The organism is Streptomyces sp. NPDC021100 (genome assembly GCF_044333095.1).
Lineage (GTDB): Bacteria > Actinomycetota > Actinomycetes > Streptomycetales > Streptomycetaceae > Streptomyces.
The window spans coordinates 1-19,423 of sequence record NZ_JBIRQH010000012.1 but is presented as its reverse complement, the minus strand read 5'-3'; the positions used below and the strand labels follow the sequence as shown (position 1 = coordinate 19,423).

19 protein-coding genes and 3 pseudogenes are annotated in these 19,423 nt (G+C 73.2%); 10 read left to right on the top strand and 12 right to left on the bottom strand.

All coding sequences use genetic code 11. The features are described from left to right. Positions 1-65: 65 nt before the first annotated feature. The 5 genes and pseudogenes from ACH4PU_RS21560 to ACH4PU_RS21540 all read right to left on the bottom strand — a co-directional run bounded on the left by ACH4PU_RS21560 (position 66) and on the right by ACH4PU_RS21540 (position 5,088). A complete protein-coding gene (locus ACH4PU_RS21560) occupies positions 66-752 on the bottom strand; it encodes a lactate utilization protein C (RefSeq protein ID WP_398274250.1) in 687 nt (228 codons plus the stop codon). Next, complete coding sequence (locus ACH4PU_RS21555; protein WP_398274246.1) at positions 749-2,245, bottom strand: lactate utilization protein B; 1,497 nt, start codon at positions 2,243-2,245, stop codon at positions 749-751. The genes ACH4PU_RS21560 and ACH4PU_RS21555 overlap by 4 nt, the downstream gene beginning before the upstream one ends. 182 nt (positions 2,246-2,427) lie before the next feature. After that, a pseudogene (locus ACH4PU_RS21550) lies at positions 2,428-3,129 on the bottom strand ((Fe-S)-binding protein); the annotation flags it as partial. A gap of 213 nt (positions 3,130-3,342) precedes the next feature. Then, positions 3,343-4,452 carry an NAD(P)-binding domain-containing protein gene (locus tag ACH4PU_RS21545; RefSeq protein WP_398274242.1) on the bottom strand — a complete coding sequence of 370 codons (1,110 nt, stop codon included), beginning with the start codon at positions 4,450-4,452 and terminating at the stop codon, positions 3,343-3,345. A 45-nt stretch (positions 4,453-4,497) separates the two neighbouring features. Continuing rightward, positions 4,498-5,088: a TetR/AcrR family transcriptional regulator gene (locus ACH4PU_RS21540; protein WP_398274239.1), complete on the bottom strand. Its 591-nt coding sequence runs from the start codon at positions 5,086-5,088 to the stop codon at positions 4,498-4,500. Positions 5,089-5,136: 48 nt separating this feature from the next. On the opposite strand from ACH4PU_RS21540, the gene ACH4PU_RS21535 reads away from it, so the two are divergent. Both ACH4PU_RS21535 and ACH4PU_RS21530 read left to right on the top strand, forming a co-directional pair. Next, positions 5,137-5,688, top strand: a complete 552-nt coding sequence (locus tag ACH4PU_RS21535) for a GNAT family N-acetyltransferase (RefSeq protein WP_398274699.1) — start codon at positions 5,137-5,139, stop codon at positions 5,686-5,688. A 68-nt stretch (positions 5,689-5,756) separates the two neighbouring features. Continuing rightward, on the top strand, positions 5,757-6,179 hold the full coding sequence (locus ACH4PU_RS21530) for a YjbQ family protein (RefSeq protein ID WP_398274236.1): 423 nt from the start codon (positions 5,757-5,759) through the stop codon (positions 6,177-6,179). A gap of 114 nt (positions 6,180-6,293) precedes the next feature. Here the strand turns inward: ACH4PU_RS21530 and ACH4PU_RS21525 are convergent, their stop codons facing one another. The 3 genes from ACH4PU_RS21525 to ACH4PU_RS21515 all read right to left on the bottom strand — a co-directional run bounded on the left by ACH4PU_RS21525 (position 6,294) and on the right by ACH4PU_RS21515 (position 9,751). Further along, entirely contained in the window at positions 6,294-7,220 is a 927-nt protein-coding gene (locus ACH4PU_RS21525) for a D-alanyl-D-alanine carboxypeptidase family protein (protein ID WP_398274231.1), read from the bottom strand. A gap of 190 nt (positions 7,221-7,410) precedes the next feature. Then, a complete protein-coding gene (locus tag ACH4PU_RS21520; RefSeq protein ID WP_398274228.1) occupies positions 7,411-7,944 on the bottom strand; it encodes an Lrp/AsnC family transcriptional regulator in 534 nt (177 codons plus the stop codon). A 304-nt stretch (positions 7,945-8,248) separates the two neighbouring features. Continuing rightward, positions 8,249-9,751, bottom strand: a complete 1,503-nt coding sequence (locus ACH4PU_RS21515; RefSeq protein ID WP_398274696.1) for an FUSC family protein — start codon at positions 9,749-9,751, stop codon at positions 8,249-8,251. Between the two features lie 286 nt (positions 9,752-10,037). Here ACH4PU_RS21515 and ACH4PU_RS21510 point away from each other — a divergent pair, with 286 nt between their 5' ends. Next, positions 10,038-11,090 (top strand): lactonase family protein, encoded by a 1,053-nt coding sequence (locus ACH4PU_RS21510; RefSeq protein ID WP_398274224.1) that lies wholly within the window; start codon positions 10,038-10,040, stop codon positions 11,088-11,090. A gap of 124 nt (positions 11,091-11,214) precedes the next feature. Here the strand turns inward: ACH4PU_RS21510 and ACH4PU_RS21505 are convergent, their stop codons facing one another. From ACH4PU_RS21505 to ACH4PU_RS21495, 3 genes and pseudogenes are all read right to left on the bottom strand, one after another. Beyond that, a complete protein-coding gene (locus ACH4PU_RS21505; protein ID WP_398274221.1) occupies positions 11,215-12,141 on the bottom strand; it encodes a sirohydrochlorin chelatase in 927 nt (308 codons plus the stop codon). Between the two features lie 91 nt (positions 12,142-12,232). Continuing rightward, complete coding sequence (locus tag ACH4PU_RS21500; protein WP_398274217.1) at positions 12,233-13,387, bottom strand: N-acetylglucosamine kinase; 1,155 nt, start codon at positions 13,385-13,387, stop codon at positions 12,233-12,235. A gap of 64 nt (positions 13,388-13,451) precedes the next feature. Next, positions 13,452-13,934, bottom strand: a pseudogene (locus ACH4PU_RS21495) (uracil-DNA glycosylase); the annotation flags it as partial. 268 nt (positions 13,935-14,202) lie between these two features. Here ACH4PU_RS21495 and ACH4PU_RS21490 point away from each other — a divergent pair. From ACH4PU_RS21490 to ACH4PU_RS21465, 6 genes and pseudogenes are all read left to right on the top strand, one after another. Further along, a complete protein-coding gene (locus tag ACH4PU_RS21490) occupies positions 14,203-14,880 on the top strand; it encodes a uracil-DNA glycosylase (RefSeq protein WP_398274214.1) in 678 nt (225 codons plus the stop codon). A 257-nt stretch (positions 14,881-15,137) separates the two neighbouring features. Beyond that, positions 15,138-15,413, top strand: coding sequence for a hypothetical protein (locus ACH4PU_RS21485; protein WP_398274211.1), 276 nt, complete (start codon positions 15,138-15,140; stop codon positions 15,411-15,413). Between the two features lie 43 nt (positions 15,414-15,456). Next, a pseudogene (locus tag ACH4PU_RS21480) lies at positions 15,457-15,639 on the top strand (transposase); the annotation flags it as partial. 438 nt (positions 15,640-16,077) lie between these two features. Further along, positions 16,078-16,494 carry a winged helix-turn-helix transcriptional regulator gene (locus ACH4PU_RS21475; protein WP_398274209.1) on the top strand — a complete coding sequence of 139 codons (417 nt, stop codon included), beginning with the start codon at positions 16,078-16,080 and terminating at the stop codon, positions 16,492-16,494. A gap of 360 nt (positions 16,495-16,854) precedes the next feature. After that, positions 16,855-17,265 carry a luciferase family protein gene (locus ACH4PU_RS21470; protein ID WP_398274206.1) on the top strand — a complete coding sequence of 137 codons (411 nt, stop codon included), beginning with the start codon at positions 16,855-16,857 and terminating at the stop codon, positions 17,263-17,265. A 74-nt stretch (positions 17,266-17,339) separates the two neighbouring features. Then, a complete protein-coding gene (locus tag ACH4PU_RS21465) occupies positions 17,340-17,792 on the top strand; it encodes a cupin domain-containing protein (RefSeq protein WP_398274203.1) in 453 nt (150 codons plus the stop codon). A gap of 535 nt (positions 17,793-18,327) precedes the next feature. Here ACH4PU_RS21465 and ACH4PU_RS21460 read toward each other — a convergent pair. Beyond that, on the bottom strand, positions 18,328-19,110 hold the full coding sequence (locus ACH4PU_RS21460; RefSeq protein WP_398274200.1) for a DnaB-like helicase C-terminal domain-containing protein: 783 nt from the start codon (positions 19,108-19,110) through the stop codon (positions 18,328-18,330). Between ACH4PU_RS21460 and ACH4PU_RS21455 the strand changes: the two genes are divergently transcribed. Next, positions 19,012-19,317, top strand: coding sequence for a hypothetical protein (locus ACH4PU_RS21455; protein WP_398274738.1), 306 nt, complete (start codon positions 19,012-19,014; stop codon positions 19,315-19,317). The genes ACH4PU_RS21460 and ACH4PU_RS21455 overlap by 99 nt on opposite strands. Positions 19,318-19,423: the final 106 nt, after the last annotated feature.

Genomic DNA, 19,423 nt, shown 5'->3' with positions numbered 1-19,423 from the left:
GGTCCGACGGCGGACCACCCAGCCCCCGCCGCTTCGTACGCGGGCCGTGCGTACCACCGCCAGGGTCACCCTCGTGGCGGCTCCCCGGGAACGGCGCGGTCACCGGCGACCAGGACGACGTCCAGCACCCGCGGCCCGTGGACGCCCTCCACCCGGTCCAGCTCGATGTCGCTCGTCGCCGACGGGCCCGAGATCCACGTCAACGGCCGCAGCGGATCGAGGCGTTCGAGGGCCTGCGGGACGGAGTCCACGAGCTGGTCCGCGATCCGCACCACGCACACATGGTGGTCGGGGACCAGGGTGATCCGACGCCGCCCCTGCCCGGGGCCCCCGTCGAGGACGACCGTCCCGGTCTCCGCGACCGCCAGCGCGCACCCCGTGACCACGCTGTCCACGGCGTCCAGTGCACGGACCGTCAGCCCGGGGGAGTCGGCGACCACCTCCAGGTCCGCCCCGGCCAGCCAGCCCTCCGGCAGCCCGGCCGGAACGACCACCCGGCGGGCGCCCCGGTCGGCCAGCACCTCCCGGAGCAGGGCCGGCAGCCCGTCCGCGCCGGTGCGGTGCACCGTGGCGCGGTAGTCGGCCAGATGCGCGGCCAGCAGCGCCGCCGACTCGGCGGGCGTCCGCCGGCCGTGAACCCGCAGGTAGTCGCGGGGGACGGGGTGGTCGCGCGGCCGCTCGTACGCCGGGACGTCGGCGAGCGCGCGCCGCACCCGCCCGAGGATCCGCGCCCGGCTCGCGTCACCGCTCATGGGGTGCCTCCACTCGGGGACTCCTGTGTTCGCGTCCGCGCCCACCAGTCGCGGAACGACTCCTCGGGGATCTCGGGCAAGGCCCGGCCGTCCGTCCACGCCCGGCCCGGGCCCGGCAGCCGCCGCGGTGCGAACCGGGCCGCCCGGCCCACCAGCCGCCGGCCGCGGCGCAGCAGCTCCGGCCGGTCCAGGGCCCAGGCCGCGCCCGCCACCACCTGGCGTTCCAGGGCCCGCCGCCGGGCCGGACGCACCACCGCCCGGGTGCCGCGGACGGTCGCCTCGCCGCCCTCGGCCACCCGTTCCCGCAGGTGGACCAGGACCTCAGGGATGTCGATGGCCACCGGACACACCTCGTAGCAGGCACCGCACAGCGAGGAGGCGAAGGGCAGCGACTCCTCCAGCGGGGAGGCGGTGCCGCGGAGTTGCGGGGCGAGGATCGCCCCGATGGGTCCGGAGTAGGGGGAGCCGTAGGCGTGTCCGCCGGCCCGTTCGTACACCGGGCAGACGTTGAGACACGCCGAGCAGCGGATGCAGCGGAGCGCCTGGCGGCCGACGGTGTCGGCGAGCGTGTCGGTCCGGCCGTTGTCGAGCAGCACCAGGTGGAAGGCGCGCGGCCCGTCGCCGTCCGTGGTGCCCGTCCACATCGAGGTGTAGGGGTTCATGCGCTCGGCGGTGGAGGAGCGGGGGAGCAACTGGAGGTAGATCTCCAGGTCTCGCCAGGTGGGCACCACCTTCTCGATGCCCACGACGGAGATCAGCGTCTCCGGCAGGGTCAGGCACATCCGTCCGTTGCCCTCGGACTCGACGACCACCATCGTCCCGGTCTCCGCGACCATGAAGTTGGCGCCGCTCACGGCCACCTTCGCGCGCAGGAACTTCTCCCGCAGGTGCAGCCGGGCCGCCTCGGCGAGGTCGGCCGGACGGTCGGTCAGCCCCTCGGGCGCCGGCCGCCCCCAGTCGGCCATCCGCTCGCGGAAGATGTCCCGGATCTCGCCCCGGCTCCGGTGGATGGCGGGGACGAGGAGGTGGGACGGCAGGTCGTCCCCCAACTGCACGATGAGCTCCGCGAGATCGGTCTCGTACGCCCGGATGCCGGCCGCCTCGAGGGCCTCGTTGAGACCGATCTCCTGCGTGACCATGGACTTGACCTTGACGACCTCCCGTTCGCCGGTGGCCCGTACGAGCTCGGTGACGATCCGGTCGGCCTCCGCCGCGTCGGCCGCCCAGTGCACGGTCCCGCCGGCGGCGGTGACGCGCTCCTCCAGACGTACGAGGTAGTGGTCGAGGTGGCGGAGGGTGCGGTCCTTGACGGCCGCGGCGGCGGCGCGCAGCTGCCGCCAGTCGTCGAGCTCGGCCACGGCCGCCGCGCGCCGGGCCCGGATGGTGCCGGTGGCGTGCCGCAGGTTGGCGCGCAGCCGCGTGTCCCGGGTGGAGACGGCGGCGGCGCGGGGGAAGGAGGGCATGCCGAGGGCGACTCGGTCGGGGCGGGTCATGGGGCGGCTCCTTCCGGGCCGGGCTGCGGCGACGATGGTCCGGGATCCGGCGGTGACGCGGCTTCCGTCGGGGACTCGACGGCCGGTCCCGGCCTGGCCGCCGTTCCCGGCTCGACGGCCGATCCCGGCCCGGCTGCCATTCCCCGCCCGGCGGCCGTCCCCTGCCCGGCGGCCGTCCCCGGCTCCGTCGACGCCAGGATCTCCGCGATGTGCACCGGCCGTACCGCCGCTCCCCGCCGGGTGAGGATGCCCCCGATGTGCGCCAGGCACGAGTTGTCCGCCGCGCAGAGCGCCCGCGCGCCCGTGGCGACGACGGCGCGGGCCTTGTCGGTGCCCATCGCGACCGAGACGGCGGCGTTCTTGACGGCGAACGTCCCGCCGAAGCCGCAGCACTCCTCCGCGCCCGCCAACTCCCGCAGTTCCAGCCCCTTCACCCGTTCCAGCAGCCGCCGCGGCCGGTCGCCCAGGCCGAGCGCGCGCAGTCCGTGACAGGTGGGGTGGTAGGTGACGGTGTGGGGGTAGGAGGCGCCGACGTCCGTCACCCCCAGGACGTCCACCAGATACTCCGTCAGTTCGTAGGTGCGGGGCACGACCCCGGCCACCGCCTCCGCCAGCCCGTCGTCCCGGCCCTCGGCCGCCGCCCGGGCCGCGATCCGCGGATACTGCTCCCGGACCATGGCCGCGCAGGAGGCGGACGGTGTGACGATGTGGTCGTACCCGCGGAAGGTGGTGGCGTAGCGGCGGACCAGCGGTTCCGTCGGCCGCCGGTAGCCGGTGTTGAAGAACGGCTGGCCGCAGCAGCTCTGTTCCATCGGGAAGTCGACGCGCACCCCCAGCCGCTCCAGCAGGGTGACCACGGCCCGCCCGGTGTCCGGATACACCATGTCGTTGACGCAGGTCAGGAAGAGACCGACCACCGGCGCCCCCGGCTCCGCGGGGGAATCGGGCGAGCGGCCGGGAGCGCGAGAACCACGGGAGCGTCGCAGCATGAGACGCATGCTACGGACCGGACCGCGAAACGGGCACGGCCCATGGCATCTTTCCGCTCGGTCGCGCGGGACCGCCGGTCACAGGAGGAGCACGGAAGGAGCACCGCCTCACCCCACCGGAGCCGCCACCCGTGCGGACACCCCGTCCGCCCCGGCGAGCAGCTCCCGTACCTCCCGTACCGCGCTCCGCCCCGCCCGGCCGGCGCCGATGGTGCTCGCCGACGGCCCGTACCCGACGAGGTGGATCCGCGGGTCGCGGACCACCCGGGTGCCGTCGAGGCGGATGCCGCCGCCGGGCTCGCGCAGCCGCAGCGGCGCCAGGTGGTCGAGCGCGGCCCGGAACCCGGTGGCCCACAGGATGACGTCGGCGGAAACGGTCCTGCCGTCCGCCCAGGCGACACCGTCGGGAGTGACGCGGTCGAACATCGGCAGCCGGTCGAGGACGCCCGCCTCCCTCGCCCGTTCCATGGCGGCCGTCATCGGCAGCCCGGTGACCGACACCACGCTGCGCGGCGGCAGCCCCCGGCGGACGCGTTCCTCCACCAGCGCCACGGCCTCCCGGCCGCGCGTCTCGTCGAACGGCCCCTCCCGGAACAGCGGCGGGCGCCGCGTGACCCACGTCGTGGCGGACGCCACCTCGGCGATCTCCAGCAGGTGCTGGACGGCGGACGTGCCGCCCCCGACGACGACCACCCGCAGGCCCGTGAACGCCTCGGGGCCCGGGTAGCGGGCGGTGTGCAGCTGACGGCCGCGGAACAGCTCCTGCCCGGGGTAGCGGGGCAGGAACGGCCGGTCCCAGGTGCCGGTGACGTTGATCAGCGCCCGCGCCGACCACACCCCCTCCGACGTCTCGACGAGCAGCCGCCCGGCACCGTCGTCGCGCACGGCACGCACGGTGACGGGCCTCCGCACCCGCAGGTCGAACTCGGCCTCGTACGCCGCGAAGTAGCCGCCGATCACCTCCGACGACGGCCGGGCGTCGTCCGCGCCCGTCAGCGGCATCCCGGGCAGCGCGTGCATCCCGTGGACCTTGCCGTACGTCAGCGTGGGCCACCGGTGCTGCCAGGCGCCCCCGGGCCGCGGCGCGTGGTCCAGCACGACGAAGTCCCGGTCCGGCTCGCAGCCGGCGCGTCGCAGGTGGTAGGCGGCGGAGAGGCCCGCCTGCCCCGCGCCCACGACCACGACGTCCACCGTCCGCACCACCGCCATGTCGTTCATGTTTCCACTAACGGACGGGCCGGTGGATCTCTTCCCCCGAGGGCGTCAGGGCCGGGAAGCCAGCGCGGCCAGGTAGTCGTCCAGCAGCTCGGTCTGGCGCTCGGGCGGGAACGCCGCCGGGTCGAACAGGGCCTGCACCACCAGGCCGAGCGCGAAGCCCTGGGCGCCGGCCGCGATCCGGTCCGGGTCTCCGGGAGGGAGTTCGCCGAGCTCCTGGGCCGCCGCGACGAGCTCGCTCAGCCGGTCGCGGCCGCGCGCGTACCGCCGCGCGTGGCCCTCGCTCAGCGCGGGGTCGGCGAGCGCGGTGTCCCAGGAGGACACCCAGATGCGGTTGCCGTCGGTGGCGGCCGGGGTCAGCGGCAGGATGTCGAGCAGTGCGGCCCGCACGGCGGGCAGGCCGCGCGGTGCCACGCGCCGCGGCCGGGCCGCGCTCCGCCGGTCGAGCAGGTCGAGGGCGTGCGCCAGCAGATCCCGCTTGGCGGGGAAGTAGTGGGTGAGCAGGCCGGTGGTCGCGCCCAGCTCGGCGGCGACCGCGCGCAGGGTCAGCCCGTCGAAGCCGTGCGCGGCCAGCACCCGCCAGACCGCCTCCGAGACCTCGCGGCGCCGGGCTTCGTGATCACCCTTGGTTCGTGGCATGCTGCCACCGTACATAACCGTAACGCTTGTTGTGTGAATGGGGTCATCATGTTCTCCCTCCCGCTGCGGGACGACGCCCTCCTCCGCCCGCTGGAGATCTGGCACGCCGAGGAGTTCGCCGCCCATCTGGACCGGGCCCGCGAGCACATCCGGCCGTGGGTCGGGCCCGCGTTCGTCACCGACGACCTCGACGGCGCACGCGCCACCCTGCGCCGCTACGCCGAGCGCCGGGCCACGGACCAGGCCGGCCTCTTCGGCATCTGGCGGGACGGCACCCTGGTCGGCGGTGTGATGTACGTGGACTTCAACACCGCCCTGGGCTCCTGCGAGATCGGCTGCTGGCTGGAGCCGGCGGGCGAGGGCCACGGCCTCATCACCGCGGCCTGCGCCACGCTGCTGGACTGGGCCCTCACCACCCGCGGTCTGCACCGCGCCGAGTGGCGCTGCCGCGCCGACAACGCCCGCAGCTCCGCGGTGGCCGAGCGGCTCGGCATGACCCTGGAGGGCGTCCAGCGCGAGTACTGGCCGTACGGCGGCGCCCGTTACGACAAGCAGTACTGGGCGATCCTGGCCCCCGAATGGCAGGCCCGCCGCGCGTGACCCAGGGACACGGCGGTCGACGGTGCCCGGCTTGCCGATCTCCGGTCGGTGCGGGTAAGGGGTGGTGCATGACCGACACCTTCACCACCCGCACGGTGGACATCACGACCGGCTCGACCGAGACCGTGTACGACCTCACAAACCACTGCACCCACTTCTTGCGGGAGGTGGCGGCAGGCCGGGACGGCCTGCTCAATGTCTTCACTCCGCACGCCACCGCCGGCCTCGCGGTGATCGAGACGGGATCGGGCAGCGACGACGACCTGCTGGCCGCGCTCCGCGACCTGCTGCCGAAGGACGACCGCTGGCGGCACCGGCACGGCAGCCCGGGGCACGGCCGCGACCACGTCCTGCCCGCCTTCGTCCCGCCGCACGCCACGCTGCCGGTGATCGGCGGGGAGCTGGAGCTGGGGACGTGGCAGAGCGTCGTCCTCGTCGACACGAATGTCGACAATCCGCGGCGCACGGTACGGCTCTCGTTCCTCGGTTGAGGCGAATCCGCGAGAGCCGGAGCGGAGCCGGCGCCGGGCCCGCGGCCGGGGCGGTTCGCGGTGGTGGTCCGCCGTGGACCGCCGTGTGCGAACCGGCCGGCCGGGGGCGCTGGCTCAGTCCTTCTGGGCCAGGCTGGGCAGCTGACGCAGCTTCACCTTCGAGGACGTGTTGAACGACCAGTCCAGCATCTGCACCGCGTCGGGGTAGCGCTTGGTCGGGTCGTTGAGGATCACGCCCACGACCGTCCGCTTGCCGCGCTGCGCGGCGAACACCAGGCACGGACCGGCGGCCGTGCCGGTGCCGGTCTTGATGCCGATGGCGCCCTTGTAGGACCCCAGCAGCTTGTTGGTGTTGTACCAGGTGTACGTGCGGTTGACGTTCGTCGCCTTCTGGCGGGTGCTGGCCGCCTTGACGACCGTGGTGAACGTGCTGTTGCCCATCGCGTGCCGCGCGAGCTTGGCGATGTCGCGCGGGGTGGAGTGGTTCGTCCCCGCCTGCGATATGCCGTCGAACGAGTCGTACTTGGTGTTCTTCATGCCGAGCGCGGCGGCCTTCTTGTTCATCTGGGCGATGAACGACGTGGTGCGCGCGGCCTCGGTCTTGCCGGTGCCGAAGGTGTCGGCGAGCGCGTACGCCGCGTCGCACCCGGAGGGCAGCATCAGGCCGTAGAGGAGCTGCCGGACCGTCAGCTTGTCACCGACGCGCAGGTCGGCGGTGCTCGCGCCGTTCTTCACGACGTAGTCGCGGTACGACTTCTTTATCGTGATCTGCTTGTTCAGGTTGACGCCCCGCGTGTCCAGGACCACGGCGGCCGTCATGATCTTGGTGGTGCTGGCCATCTGCCGCTTGGTGTCGGCGTCCTTCGCCCACAACTGCTTGTTGGGGCCGCTGTCGAGCAGGAACGCGCCCTTGGCGGCGATGCCCGCCGGGCCGGTCGCCGCCTCCGCCGTGGCCGCGGGAACGGCGACCGCGAACGCGGCGGTCGACGCGGTGACCGCGACTCCCCACCGGCGGGCCCGTCTTCCCCCAGATTGCTGCATATTACGTCTCATTCCTCACGAGTTGTCCCGGGTGTCTCATGGCCGGGTGGAACCAGCAGATCCTCCCACCCTTCCGCGGCACGGACGAAACCCGGGCGCCACCCGCGCGGTGGCCGGTCGGACGGGAGCGGGAAACGGCGCCCGCGAAGAAACGTGAGGGACGGTCAGGCGTCCGGAGCCGGCGCGGGCCTCATGCGTCGCCGTCGGCCGCCGGGGCGGTGGAACGGCCCCGGGAACGGCCCTTGTCCTTCCGCCGGACGTCCTGCTCCACGGCGCGCAGCAGCCCCGTCATCCGGTAGGGGACGCGCTCCCGCAGCGCCATCTCGGTACGGGTGCGCACCACGCCCGGGAGCTGCACCAGCCGCTGGATGACGTCCTCCAGATGAGCGGCGTCGCGGGCGACGACCCGCGCCATCAGATCGCCGCCGCCGGTGATGGAGAACGCCTCTATGATCTCCGGCACCTCCGCCAGCGCGTCCGCCACCGGATCCAGGTGGCCCTGGGTGACCTCGATGTGCACGAAGGCCAGGACGGGATGGCCGAGCGCGGCGGGGGAGAGCCGGGGGCCGGTCCCCGTGATCACGCCGTCCCGCTCCAGCCGGTCGAGACGGGCCTGGAGGGTGCCGCGCGCGATGCCCAGCAGGCGCGCGTACTCCCGCGCACTGGTCCGCGGCTGCTCCAGCAGGAGGCGCAGGATCCTGGTGTCCAGGGCGTCTACGGCCATCGGCTGACGCTCCCTCGTACTCGGGTGCCGGGCCGTCACTGTACCAATGGCCCAGTCCGCGGCCCATGGCCGGGCGCGGCACGGCGCGCGGGTCGGCCATCCGGCCCGGTAGGCCGTGTCCGGCGGGCGTTTGTCCGGCACACGTCGGTCCGGCCAACGTCGGTCCGGTCGACATCTGTCCGGAGGGCGCTTGACCGGCAGGCGGGCGATCGGAAGGCGGTGGGCACCCGTAGACGCCGCGTCCGCTGTCATACGGGTGCCATGTGGATGTCATGTGGGCCCGACTGACGCCGGACCGCCCGGCTCAGCCCTCCGGCAGCGGCGACCGCGGGCTGCTCAGGACCGGGCCCGCGAGGTTCGCGACCGCCCGCTCCAGATCGTGCAGATGAGCCAGCGCCCGCTCCGCGCCCGGGTGGTGCTGCGGGGCGGTGAGGCCCAGTCCGGCGGCCGACGCCGGCGCCTCCGCCGCGGGCAGCAGGGCGCGCAGGGCCGCCTCGACGCGCTGGCAGGCGGCGGTCAGCCGGGCGTCGTGCGAGGCGTCCGGGTCGGCGGCCACCTCGGCCAGACCGCGGGCCTGCCGGACGCAGTCGTCCAGATGCGCCGTCACCTGCCGGGCGCGCTCCTTGCGCGCCCGCAGCGGGCTGAGCGGATGCAGCAGCGGCGCGAGCGAGATCCGGACCCGGGCGAGGAGGAGCTCCAGCTCCGCGACGTACGGCGCCGGATCGGCGGACGCCTCTCCGGCCAGCCGCCGCGCCGACTCGGCGGTGCAGTGGCGGACGGCCAGCATCGCCCGGCGAATCCAGGCGTCGGTGGCGGCGTGCGTCGTGACGGGCAGCACCAGCGCGACCGCGAGGGCCGAGGCCGCCGCGCCCACCAGCGTCTGCTCGAAGCGCAGGAGCAGCAGCCCCGGGTGCAGCACGCCCAGCAGCCCGTACAGCAGGGACGCCATGACGGTCACGAAGAACATCATCCAGCTGTAGGAGGGAGCGGCCGTGTAGAAGATGCCGAAGACGCAGAGCGCGACGAGGGCGGCGGTCGGTGCCGGTGCGCCGTGCAGCGGCACCGCGACGATCAGGCCGACGGCGATGCCCGCCACCGTGCCCACCACCCGGCGGAAGCCCCGGACCAGCGTCTCCCCGCGCGAGGCGGTGTTCACGAAGATCCACCACGCGGTGCCGACGGCCCAGTACCAGCGGTCGTCCGAGACCAGGTGGCCGACGCCCAGGGCCAGGGCGCACGCGAACGTGTTCTGGAACGCCTGCCGGGTCGTCGGGCGGTCCAGGCCGCGCGCCGCGGAGGGCGCGGGGGCGAGGACCGGCGGCAGCCGCCGCTCCCAGCACCACAGCCCGAAGCGGACCAGCGACGACGCGGCGAGGGCCAGCGCCATGGCCGCGTACAGCTCCGTCAGACCGTCCGGCACGGCGTGCAGGAACTGTGCCATGAAGAACATCATGAAGCCGAAGATGCCCAGGGCCTGGCCCCGGGGGCCCCAGCGCCGCGCGTACACCCCGGCGAAGACGACGCCGAGGAACGCCGCGTCCCGCGCCAGGGGAAGGCCGTGCAGCACCGTCGCGAGCGCCAGCACCGGGACGCCCACGGCGGGCAGCCACGCCGTGGTGACCGCCTGGTCGCGCACCCGGGCGTCGGTGACGGTGAAGAGGGCCAGCAGCGCGGTGAGGCCACCGGCGACCGTGGCACCCATCGAACCGGTCGCCAGGTGCGAGACCGCCACCGCGAGCCCCACGCCCAGGACGGCCCGTGCCGCGTTCCGCAGCCGGACACGGCCCGGATCCGGAGCCGCGAACATCTTCTTCAGCTTCACCGACCCTCTTCCGATCGCGCGCACAAAAGAGGCGCCGCGGAATCCCGCAGCGCCATTGACGGGTTCATCAAAACATCCGGAGGCCATATGGCTCAAGAGAAGCCCGAAAATATGAGCCAATGGCCCGCTTTTACCGCACGGTAACCCACTGTGAGCAGGGCCAACGGACCAGCTCAGGCGGCGGCCAGGCCAGGGCGGTACCGGCCGTTGTCAGTGCCGGCCTGTAGCGTCGGGACCGTCGACGTGACGGCACGCGAAGGGGAGGGACACGATGACGGTCAGCGGGCGGCGCGAACGGCGCGCCTACATCGGCTCGTTCACCAGCGCGGGGGGCCCGGGGATCACCGTGGCGCGGGTGGACGGCGAGACGGGCGCGCTGACCCCCGTCCACTCCACCGCCGTCGCGGCGGACCCCTCGTTCCTGGCCCTCTCGGCCGACGGAAGCGTGCTGTACGCGGTCGGGGAGACGGAACCGGGCACGGCCACGGCGTTCTCGCTCGCCGACCCGGACCGGCCGGAGCCGCTCGGCCCGGCCGTGCCCGTCGAGGGCGACGCGCCCACCCATCTCGCGCTCGTCGAGTCCTGGCTGTTCACCGCCAACTACCGCTCCGGAAGCGTCAGCGCCCTGCCCGTCGCCGGGGACGGCACCCTCGGCAAGCCCCCGGTGGTGCTGCGGCACCGGGGCAGCGGTCCGGTGGCCGCGCGGCAGGCCGGCCCGCACGCCCACGCCGTGGCGCCCGACCCCACGGGCCGCTGGCTGCTCGCCGCGGACCTCGGCACCGACTCCGTGTACGTCTCCGCGCTCGACCCCGGCACGGGCGAGCCGGTGCCCCACGGCGAGACGCGCCTCCGGCCGGGCAGCGGTCCCCGGATGCTCGTCTTCCACCCGGACGGCCGCCGGGTGTACGTCCTCAACGAGCTCGACGCGACCGTGACCGTCTGTCGCTGGGACGCCGGCCCGGGCGAGCTGGAGCCGCTGGAGACGACGCCCGTCGTGACCGCCGGGGCGGCCGATCCCACCTACCCCTCGACGCCCGTGCTCTCCCCGGACGGCCGGTTCCTGTGGGCGGCCAACCGCGGCGACGACACCCTCGCCACCCTCGCCCTCGGCCCCTCCGGGGACGCGCCCCGGCTGCGCTCCACCGTGAGCTGCGGCGGGCACTGGCCGCGCCACCTCGCCGCGCATCCGGACGGGGGGCTGCTGTACGCGGCGAACGAGCGGTCGGGCGACGTCACCTGGTTCACGGTCGATCCCGGCACGGGCATACCCGTCCGGGCCGGGTCGGTCGAGGCACCGGCCGCCTCATGCGTGGTCTTCCGCTGAGCCCTGCCGTGATGCGGGGGCCGCGCGGGCGGGGCGCCCGGACGTGAAAACGCGGGAAGGGCCTCGTCAAGAGGCCCTTCCCGGCGGTCACGCGGTGGTGCGGTCGTGCGATGTCCGGCGGCGCTCAGCGCATCGGCGCGGGCTGCGCGACGATGCCCAGCAGCTCCGTGTACTTGGCGAGGACGAGCTTGCCGACCGCCGGGTAGGCGCCCAGCGGCTCCGCCGCCGCGCAGCCCGCCTCCTTCGCGGCCATGGACGGCAGCGCCTCGTCGGCCTCCGGGCCGATCAGGCACGGCGCGAGGGCGAGGTTGCGCGAGCCGGAGGAGCGGAGCTCGTCGGCGGCGCGGGCGACGGCGCCCTCCTCGTCCAGGCCCGCGGCCAGCACCGGCACGGCCAGGCGCGCCGACAGCAGCATGCCGGTGATGCCAGCCGCCTGCACCGCCTCGGGACCGCCGACCGTGGCCAGGACGATCCCGTCGGCCGCGGTTGCGACGGTGAACAGCCGGGCGCGGTCGGCGCGGGCCAGGCCCGCCTCCGAGAGGCGCACGTGCAGGGCCTCGGCGAGCAGCGGGTGCGGGCCGAGCGTGTCCGTCAGCTCGAAGGCCGAGCCGCTGCTCACGACCGACTGGCGTATGCGGCGCAGCACGGCCGTGTCGGGGCCCGCCAGCAGCGGCACCACGACGGCGGCGGGCCCGCGGGCCCAGGCGGCGGCCTCCTCGTCCGAGGCGGCCTGCGCTTCGCTCGTGCGAGCGGTGTGCTGGGCGGCGGCGTAGCCCAGGACGGAGTCCAGGGCGGGGTACCCGCCGGCGTCGCCCTCGGTGTCCACGTAGCCGATGCGCGCGTCGAGACCGGGCAGCTCGGAACGGGCGATGCTCAGGGTCTCCTCGGCCAGCCGGCGCGCGGCCGGGCCGGGGGCGCCGGGCACCGCGAGCACGAGTGGGGGCGCGGCCGTCGGCGCGGTCACGGGCTCCGGCCTCCGGTGGCGTCCGGACTGGCGGGGTCGTGGCATTCGTACAGGCAGGCCGGACGTGGGCCCTGTGGGGGAGCTCATGGCGCCGCATGTTATCCGGTCGGGAACGGGCCTGTTTGGGTGGGGGGCGTTTGTACCGCCTCTGTCCTGATTTATTCGGTGGCTGATCCGATCACCCGAAGGTGTGTCCGGGTGACGCGGCCGACGGCGCGCCGGACGCGACGTCCAGCAGCGATCCGTCCACGGGCAGCAGCAGACGGCCCGTCACCAGGGCGGCGGCGATACGGGACGCGCCGTCCAGGGGCGTCCCCGCCGCGGTCACCTGACGGACAGCCGGAAGTTGCTTTCGCAACTCCTGACGGAGTGGCAGCAGCAGCGGGGGGCCGATTCCCGCCAGCCCTCCGGTGAGCGCCATGACGGGGGCGCGCGGCCCTGGCCCATCCGCCCGTCCGCCCCGGCCGTCCGGGCCGTGGGAGGCACCCGCCCCGACCGTCCCGGCGCCCCCGGCGTCCCCGCCATCCGTCCGCCCGTCCCCGCCCGCCGGAGGGCAGGCCGCGGCGGCGGCCTCGGCGATGTGCCGGGCCGCCGTCCGCAGGATCTCCGCCGCCACCGGGCACACCGCCGCGCACCGGCCGACCTCCGGCGCGAAGGAGGCCAGCACGGCCGCCCGGTCCGGCCGCGGATAGAGCACCCCCGGCAGGTCCGGCGCCGGACCGAACACGGCCTCCAGCCGGCCGAGCAGCGGCGCCGAACCGCCGGCCCGCCCGTCGTACGCCCGGAGCGCCGCCTCCAGCCCGGCCCGGCCGATCCAGGCGCCGCCCCCGCAGTCGCCGAGCAGGTGGCCCCAGCCGTCCGAGCGCCGCCAGCCGCCGTCCGGGGTGAGCCCGGTGCCGAGCGCGACCAGCCCCGTCCCGGCGGCCACGACCACGCCCGGACGCTGGCCGAGGGCCCCGGCGTATGCCGTCACGGAATCGGAGGCCAGCGCGAGCCGCCGTACGCCGAGTTCGGCGCGGAGCGCGCCCGGCAGTACGGCCCGCAGGCCGGTGCCGAGCGTCACCATGCCCGCCGCGCCCACGCAGCAGGCCGCGAAGCGCTCGGCCCCGGCCCGGCACAGCAACTCCCGGGCGGCCGGCAGGATCCGGTCGAGCAGGACCCGCGCGTCGATCCCCCGGTCGCCGACGGGCACCGGCTCCGGGGAGGACCAGGTGAGCGCCGGCCCGTCGCCGTACGTGGGGGAGACGGCGATCCGGACGCCCGAGCCCCCGGAGTCGACCGCCAGCACGGGTGCGGGGCCCCGCATCGGGCGCCGACGCGACGTCAGTTCCATGGCGCCGCACGGACGACCGTGTGAACCGTCATGGCCGGCACCCTACTCCCGGCAGCGCCCCCGGTCAGGGCAGTCGCCAGTCCACCGGCGCCGAACCCTGCCCGGCCGGCAGGTCGTTGGCCCTGCTGAAGGGCCGCGAACCGAAGAAGCCCCGGTCCGCCGACATGGGCGACGGGTGCGCCGACTCCACGCACGGCACGCCGACCAGCAGCGGGCGCAGATCGCGCGCGTCCCGCCCCCAGAGGATCGCCACCAGGGGCCGGCCGCGGGCGACCGGCGCGCGGATCGCCTGCTCCGTGACCTCCTCCCAGCCCTTGCCCCGGTGGGCGGCGGGCTTGCGCGGCGCGGTCGTCAGGGCCCTGTTGATCAGCAGGACGCCCTGCCGCGTCCACGGCGTGAGGTCGCCGTTGGACGGCCTGGGCAGCCCGAGGCCCTGGTGGAGCTCGCGGTATATGTTCTCCAGGCTTCCGGGCAGCGGGCGCACCTCGGGCGCCACGGAGAAACTGAGGCCCACGGCGTGGCCGATGGGTTGGGGAAGTGGTTTCTCTGGCGAGAGGCCTGACCTGCGGTGATGACGGAAGCCGAATGGCTTGATCACTGGAAGCAACGTGCGCCCGTGCTTCCGGACGAGAGCTTGCGTGACCTCATGGATCGACTTCAGGATGAGGAGGAGTGAGGGTACGGTCGGCCCCGCGCCTCGTCTGGCCGGCCTGGCGTGACTCCGTTGCCTACTGGTCAGGTGAGCCGGCTGGTGGCAGAGCCCCGTGGTGCGACGATTGGAGAGTCCCCTCTTCGCGCCAGTAGAGTAACGCGTTGTGGCAGCACGACCGTTGAGTGAACTTGTTGAGCCCGGGTGGGCAGAGGCGCTGGCTCCTGTGGCCGGACGCGTCGCCGCGATGGGAGACTTCCTGCGCGCGGAGATCGCTGCCGGGCGCACATACCTTCCTGCCGGGAAGCATGTTCTGCGCGCTTTCCAGCAGCCCTTCGAGGACGTGCGTGTCCTTATTGTGGGCCAGGACCCCTATCCGACTCCCGGGATGGCTATCGGGCACAGTTTCGCGGTGGCGCCTGACGTGCGCCGACTGCCCGGCAGTCTGGAGAACATCTACCGTGAACTGACCACCGATCTGGGGTTGCCCAGGCCGTCCAACGGCGACCTGACGCCGTGGACGCGGCAGGGCGTCTTGCTGCTCAACCGAGCTCTGACCACCGCACCAGGCAAGCCCGCCGCTCACCGGGGGAAGGGCTGGGAAGAAGTCACCGAGCAGGCCATCCGGGCGCTGGTGGCACGAGGCAAGCCGCTGGTGGCGATCCTCTGGGGGCGGGATGCCCGTAACCTGCGGCCGCTGCTCGGTGATTTTCCGGCGGTCGAGTCGGCGCATCCCTCACCGATGTCGGCGGACCGAGGCTTCTTCGGGTCGCGCCCGTTCAGCCGGGCCAACGAGTTGTTGACGAGGCAGGGTGCACAGCTGGTGGACTGGCGCCTACCGTAGCGCGTGACCCTCGCCGCAGCGAAGTCAACTATCAGCCGCTTCTTTGTCTGCTGGTGGTACGGGGTAGGCGTGTGCCTGACCAGCGAGAAGTGTGGTCTGCCGCGTCATTGTCGGGGCAGTGGACCGCGTACGGTCCGGAACAAGCCGCGCCTCGACCGCTAGGAAGTGTTTGAGATGTGCTCGTAGAGGCTGATGGGGTGTGGCTCGCCGCCCGCCCCACGCGGGCGGTCATCGGGTGTGGCGGTTACCGTTCCCTCGTGGCAGAGGAACCAATAACCATCAAGTTCACGCGCGATCAGGCTCTTGTGCTGTCGGACTGGCTCTATCGGGCGATGCACCAGTCCGACGTACTGGATGACCTGTTGAAGACGGACCGTGCAGTCTGGTCCCCGATCTCCACGATCTCCGGGGCTCTGGAAACGACGCTCGCTGAGATCTTCATGCCGGACTACGACGAGCGCCTCAAGACGGCGCGTCAGCGTCTGATGGTCGAGATGTACGGCTCGGATGAGGAAGCAGAGACAGCGTCCTGACACGGGATTGAGGCGTCGATCAAGCTCGTGGAACGATCTTGGTGTGACGCGTGGTGACCTAACGGACGAGCAGTGGGAACGGCTGGAGCCGCTGCTGCCGCCGATACCGAAGATGGGGCGGCCGCCGAGGAGCCGGCGACAGGTCTTCGACGGGATCTGGTGGCGGGCAAGGACCGGCTCGCCATGGCGGGACGTCCCCGAGCGGTACGGGCCGTGGGAAACCGCCTCGTCCCCTTCGCGGGGGCGGGGGTTCACCCGGCCGCGCCGGTCGAGTGGCGGCTGACGGCGGGACGAGTGGGGCCGTCGCGGGTGGCGCGATCCTGCGCCGGGCCACCTTGCCGGTCAGGCGACAGGCCCGCAGCCCGAAGAAGCGCGCAGGTCGTGGCACCGACGTGGTGACGCAACCGAGCCGGGCGGGCGGCGCGGGGCCGAGGCGCGGGCTCGGCGGGCGGCGCTCTCCAACGCTACTAGCGTCAGGAAAGTGGTTTCCTGGAGGAAAGCGCGGCTTCGGGCGGTGTGACACTGCACGAGGCCGACCCGCCACCGCACAGGCCCGCCCACCCGCGTCTGCCGCCGGCCGGCCCTGGGCGCCACCCGCCCTGGGATGCACCCGGGCCCCCGGCCGCCCGGACCCCCGACCCTGACCTTTTTCGGAGTCGCTCTCATGCCGCCTCGCCACACCCCTGCTCCCGACGATCAGCTGAGCGAGGCGGTGGTCGCCTGCCCCGTCAGCCCGGTCGGTGACATCATCTTCAGCCGCTGGACCACCCCGATCCTGTGGACCCTCGGCCACCACGGCACCCTGCGTTTCAACGCCCTGCAACGCCTGATCCCCGAGATCACCCCGAAGATCCTCACCAGCCGCCTACGGCAGCTCGAACGCGACGGCCTGATCACCCGCACCTACCACCCCGACATCCCCCCGCGCGTCGAGTACAGCCTCAGCGGCCTCGGACGCACCCTCACCCCCGTCTTCCAGACCCTCACCGCCTGGGGCGAGGCCCACCTCGAACACGTGGAAGACGCCCGCCGCGCGTACGACGCCGCACGCGCCGAGGAAGAAGTCTGGGCCGAAGGCTGACCCGGCCCGGGGGCGTCTCAGACCTCCGGGCGCGTCCGCCACGGGCGTCGAAGAGGTCCGGAGGAGGCCGGAAGCTTCTTCCCTGCTTTGACCTGCCGTTTTCCCTCCGCGCTCCCCGCTTTCGTCAGGGAAACCACTATCCGCGGGCTACTAGCGTGGAGTCACCGGCCCTGCCATGGGAGCCCGCCTGTGCCTGCCTGCCGTGGGCCCGGGCCACGAGCCCGCTGCCAGGGCACTGGGTCGTCTGTTCCCTCTCCCTCCTCCCTCAAGGAGCCCGACCATGCCCTGCCACCCCTTCCCCCGCGCACCGGCGAGCGCCCGCGCACCGGATCGTTCATCCCGCACCTCCAGCTTTCCCAGGTGAGCCCGCCGAGCGTCCGGCAGGCACTGCAGAGCTGGATGGCCGCCACACTCACCGGCACCCGTCCGGGACGCTCGGGCATCTCCGTGCCCGACAGCTGGGCACTGCACCTGACCGACCCCGCCCGCCCGGGCGCGGTGCTGATGCCACCCGACGGCGCGGAATTCGCCCACCTGCACGCCGACGGCAGCCTTCACCTGTCCCTGGACGCAGCCGACCAAGAAGCGGTGCTGGAGGCCGGCTGGGGCGAGCGCCACCCGCTCTATCACCCCCAGCGCGCCAACGCGATCATGCTCTACGCACCCCGCGACGAGGCAGAGCTCGCCGTCGCCCGGCAGGCCGTCGCCGCGTCCTACGCCTACGCCACCGGCCGCACCCCGCAGCCGAACCCGCTCCCGACTGCGCCCTAAAGCGCGCGAACCCTCTCCGGCCAGCACACACTGTGCGTGTCCGGTCTCACCGCGTACGAAAGAGGTCCTCGGCCATGACCATCAACCTCGTCACCCAGAACGACGGCGACCTCCTCGACATGGGATCCACCCGGGTACGGATCCTGGAGGACGGCTCCCGCACCAACAAGCGTCTCGGCATCGCCGAACTCTGGCTCGCGCCCGGCTTCTCCGGCCCGCCCCAGCACCTGCACCGCAAGCACGAGGAGACCTTCTTCGTCCTCTCCGGCACCGTCGACTTCACCTCCGGCCGCGATACCCACCGCGTCGGTCCCGGACAACTGGTCACCGCTCCCATCGGCACCCCGCACACCTTCAACAACCCCGACACCGACCAGGACGCCACCATCCTCTTCACCTCCACCCCCGACCTGTACATCGAGTACTTCCGCGACCTGCAACGCCTCAAGCCCGGCCCCGAGGGCCTCAATCCGGCCGACATCGCCGAAGTGATGAAGAAGTACGCCACCGAAACCTGGCAGCCCTGAAGTACGGCGCCCGCGCCCGCGCGCCGTCCCGGCCCAACGAGGTGGGAGCCGGGAGCGGTTGCTTTGTCGGGCGTGAGGCGTTGCCCGAAGGCGAGGTGCCGGGCCGATGCGACTGGCCCGCGATCCCGCGCTGGGGCCCGGCGGTAGGGGAACGGTCCCTGTGAGTGCGTCCCGCGAGGTTGCGTTCAGGTCACCAAAGGGGGCGGCTCCCTGCGGTGCGGCAGGGCGGCTTGCCCTGTTCAGCGGGCCGGGGCGCGTCGTGAACGGGGGTTACCAGATGACGATGGCGAAGCCGTTGCCGCCCCGGCTGGCCTTGCCTCCATCATCGCCGTCCGCTCCGCGCCGTCCCGACGACTGGTCGGTCCCCCCGGCACCAGGGTTTCCTGTGAGCACAGTGGCTGCTCGCCGCCTCCCAAGCGCGCCAGAAGGCTGAAGGCACAGATCAGTTCGAAGAAGGCGCCTGCTGTTCCATACCATCGAAAAGACGGCTGACCGCAGTGATCCGACCCGGGATCAGCACGTCATGACCCGGTCCTCACGCACTCCCCAGCGACAACGGCACGGTGCATGTCGCCCTTGCGTCGGAGGGCCGGAGGGGCGTCTTACGCCGGGTGGTGAGGGCTCGAAGCCCGCCCGCCGAGCTCCTTGGAACCGGTAGTGCCGGGACCACCCTGCTGAACCTCCCCGGGCCCCTCCACCCAACTGGCGCCGCAGCCGACGCCGCCGTTCTGCCCATAGCATTCGCTTCGGTAGGCAGAATCCGCCCCCCAGCCGCCGCGGCCTGCTTGGGCTCCTGTGCCTCCATGGCCGGCGTCGCCTGGATGTGCTCCGCGGGTCCGGTCGTCGGCTGCGCCGGAGGGAATCGCTGTCGACTGACATCCGGTGATCCCGCTCCGCAGACCGCCCGGACGTCATCCCAAACAGGCGCCCGAGGTATCGGAGGAGTGAATTCGGCGGTCTCCTGCAACCATCGGACGGTCTCGATGGTCCGCACACACTCGTCGGAGTGAGGCCGGTCCATCGAACGTGCGCGGAGCTGCAGGTCGTCGACGGCGATGAGTCGGAGGCCGTGCTGGCGGTGGAAGCGGCGGCAGTGGGCTTGCAGCTCGGTGAAGTGGCCGTAGGGATGGTCTTGCAGGTGCAGGGGTGCGCCGGCGACGTCGGGGAGGCGTTTGGCCAGGCGCTGCCATGCGTCTTCGGGCATGCGGCCGGAGCGTAGGTGGTGCAGGGCGACGCGGGCCTCGGCGCTCAACAGGCGCAGGGCGATGTCGGTCCGGCGGGATTCCAGCGTGAACAGGGCCTCGGGGCACCAGGACACGCGGTGCTGTCAGCCGTGCTACGGGCCTCGACGCGTATCGTCTCGCCGCTCGTATCGACCGACGTGGCCAACACGTCGGCGAGCGACTTGAACAGCATCTCCGGCAAGCAGGGCGGCACCTCGTTCACGGCCACGTACCTGCACCGTGAAGGGCATCAAGTCCCACTGTTTTCGGGGAACGTCACGTTCGACTCGCCGAGGCTCTGACATCACGGTCAGTGAGCACCTTTCATCCCGGCCCTTGAGGATGAAAGGGCTGATCAGAGGGATGGGTGACGTGGCAGGGCCCCTCGTCGTTGGCGTGGTGATTCCA